Source organism: Nocardia sp. NPDC058497, from assembly GCF_042720195.1.
GTDB lineage: Bacteria > Actinomycetota > Actinomycetes > Mycobacteriales > Mycobacteriaceae > Nocardia.
On sequence record NZ_JBHXMY010000431.1, the window covers coordinates 2,578 to 5,158 of the forward strand.

3 protein-coding genes are annotated in these 2,581 nt (G+C 70.5%); 2 read left to right on the forward strand and 1 reads right to left on the reverse strand.

Features of this window, described 5'->3' with window-relative positions; translation table 11 throughout:
- The coding region (locus ACFWPJ_RS23975; RefSeq protein WP_378854637.1) for a hypothetical protein at positions 1 to 227 on the reverse strand (227 nt) is incomplete at its 3' end.
- A gap of 123 nt (positions 228 to 350) precedes the next feature.
- On the opposite strand from ACFWPJ_RS23975, the gene gcvT reads away from it, so the two are divergent.
- Positions 351 to 1,451 (forward strand): glycine cleavage system aminomethyltransferase GcvT, encoded by a 1,101-nt coding sequence (gcvT, locus tag ACFWPJ_RS23980; protein ID WP_378854638.1) that lies wholly within the window; start codon positions 351 to 353, stop codon positions 1,449 to 1,451.
- A gap of 26 nt (positions 1,452 to 1,477) precedes the next feature.
- A complete protein-coding gene (locus ACFWPJ_RS23985; RefSeq protein ID WP_378854639.1) occupies positions 1,478 to 2,575 on the forward strand; it encodes a branched-chain amino acid aminotransferase in 1,098 nt (365 codons plus the stop codon).
- Positions 2,576 to 2,581 lie beyond the last annotated feature (6 nt).

Sequence of the window (2,581 nt, forward strand, 5' to 3'; positions counted from 1 at the left end):
GCGGGCGGGCGCGGGTTCGGGGGGGCGGGTTTGGGGGGGGTATCGCAATCCGCCGTGGGCGATTCACCGGACAGCGACTGCAGCAGGCAGCCGACGTTGATCCCGCCGCCCGAGCCGGACGGGCCGAGGAAGTCGAGGCTGCCGGTGTCGGCGTGGGCGACGGGACTCGCCAAGAGCAGGGTCGCGGAGACAAGCAGCGCACCCGCGCCGACCGTACGGAGGTTCATGACCGCAGATCCTCGCACCGGCGACCGGTCGGCGGAACCCTGCGCGATGCCCCCGATTCCAGGGGCTACCCGCCGAATCGGGAGGTTCGCGCGGCGCGGGGATCGACCGATAAGCTCGGGCCCATGACCGACAACGCGCTGCTCGAGGGCCCCATCCACGCTGTCCACGTCGAGCTCGGAGCCACCTTCGCTCCGTTCGGCGGGTGGGAGATGCCGGTGCAGTACGGCGGGACCGTCGGCGAGCACACCGCCGTGCGCACTACGGTCGGCCTGTTCGACGTGAGTCACCTGGGCAAGGCGACCGTCGCGGGCCCCGGTGCGGCGGCGTTCGTGAACTCGGCGCTGACCAACGACCTGGCCAGGATCCAGCCGGGCAAGGCCCAGTACACGCTGTGCTGCGCGGCCGACGGCGGCGTGATCGACGACCTGATCGCCTACTACGTCGGCGAGGACGAGGTGTTCCTCGTGCCGAACGCCGCCAACACCGCGGCCGTGGTGGCCGAGCTGCGGAAGGTGGCGCCTGCCGGGATCACCGTGACCGACGAGCACCGCGAGTACGCGGTGTTCGCGGTGCAGGGCCCCAAGTCGACCGAGGTGCTCGCCGCGCTCGGCCTGCCGACCGACATGGAATACATGGCCTACGCCGACGCCGAGTGGGACGGCCGCCCGGTGCGCGTGTGCCGGACCGGCTACACCGGCGAGCACGGCTACGAGCTGCTGCCGCGCTGGGACGACGCGGAAGCGGTCTTCCGCGCGCTCACCGAGCAGGTGCTGGCGGCCGGTGGGCAGCCCGCCGGGCTGGGCGCGCGTGACACGCTGCGCACCGAGATGGGCTACCCGCTGCACGGCCACGAGCTGTCGCTCGACATCACCCCGAACCAGGCGCGCACCGGCTGGGCGGTCGGCTGGAAGAAGCCGGAGTTCTGGGGCAAGGCGGCGCTCGAGCAGGAGAAGGCCGACGGTCCGCGGCGCACGCTGATGGGCCTGAAGGCGCTCGATCGCGGCGTGCTGCGGCAGGGGCAGAGCGTGCTGCGCGACGGCGAACCGGTCGGGGAGACCACCTCGGGCACGTTCTCGCCGTCGCTGAAGGTCGGCATAGCGCTGGCCCTGCTCGACACCACGGCGAAGCTGGAACCCGGCGACGAGGTGGAGGTCGACGTGCGCGGGCGCAGGCTGCGCTGCGAGGTGGTCAAGCCGCCGTTCGTCGACACCAAAACGAAGTAATTCCGCGCAATGGATAGGATCGCATCATGACAGTCGCTGCACAGTTCACTCGTATTCCGCATCCGGCGCCCCGTTCGGCGCAGCAGCGGGAAGAGGTACTGGCGGCCCCCGGTTTCGGGCGGTTCTTCACCGATCACATGGTGTCGATCGACTACGCCGACGGCGAGTGGGGCAACGCGCGGGTCGAGCCGTACGGCCCGCTGTCGCTGGACCCGGCGACCATGGTGTTCCACTACGGTCAGGCGATCTTCGAAGGGCTCAAGGCCTACCGTCAGCCCGACGGCAGCATCGCCACCTTCCGGATCGATGCCAATGCCGCGCGTTTCCGCCGCTCGGCGGCCAGGATGGCGATGGCCGAACTGCCGGACGAGCTGTTCGTCGAATCCGTGCGTCAGCTGCTAGAGGTCGACGCCGGCTGGGTGCCCGCCGCCGGTGGCGAGGAGTCGCTGTACCTGCGGCCGTTCATGTTCTCCACCGAGTCGGGCCTGGGCGTGAAGCCCGCCTCGGCCAACAAATACCGGCTGCTTGGCTCGCCCGCGGGCGCGTACTTCCCGCGTGGTGTGAAGCCGGTGCGGGTGTGGCTGTCGACCGAGTACGTGCGGGCCGCGCCCGGCGGCACCGGTGAGGCGAAGGTGGCGGGCAACTACGCCGCCTCGCTGCTGGCGCAGGCACAGGCCACCGAGAAGGGCTGCGACCAGGTCGTGTGGCTGGACGCCTGCGAGCGCAGCTACGTCGAGGAGATGGGCACGAACAACCTGTTCTTCGTGTTCGGCACCGGTTCCGAGGCCCGGCTGGTGACCCCGGAACTGTCCGGTTCGCTGCTGCCGGGCATCACCCGCGACTCGCTGCTCACCCTGGCCGCCGATTCCGGGTACCCGGTCGAGGAGCGCAAGGTGTCGGTCGAGGAATGGCGCAAGGGCGCCGAATCCGGTGAGATCAGTGAGGTTTTCGCGTGCGGTACCGCCGCGGTGATCACGCCGGTCGGCTGGGTGAAGTCGGCCGAGGGCGAGTTCAGCATCGGCGGCGGCGAGCCGGGTGAGGTGACGATGGCGCTGCGTGACACGCTGACCGGCATCCAGCGCGGCACCTTCGCCGACACCCACGGGTGGATGCACACGGTGTAGGCACTG

Coding starts and splice junctions, on each gene's coding strand:
- gcvT (WP_378854638.1), top strand. CDS start 351: ATGACCGACAACGCGCTGCTCGAGGGCCCCATCCACGCTGTCCACGTC.
- ACFWPJ_RS23985 (WP_378854639.1), top strand. CDS start 1,478: ATGACAGTCGCTGCACAGTTCACTCGTATTCCGCATCCGGCGCCCCGT.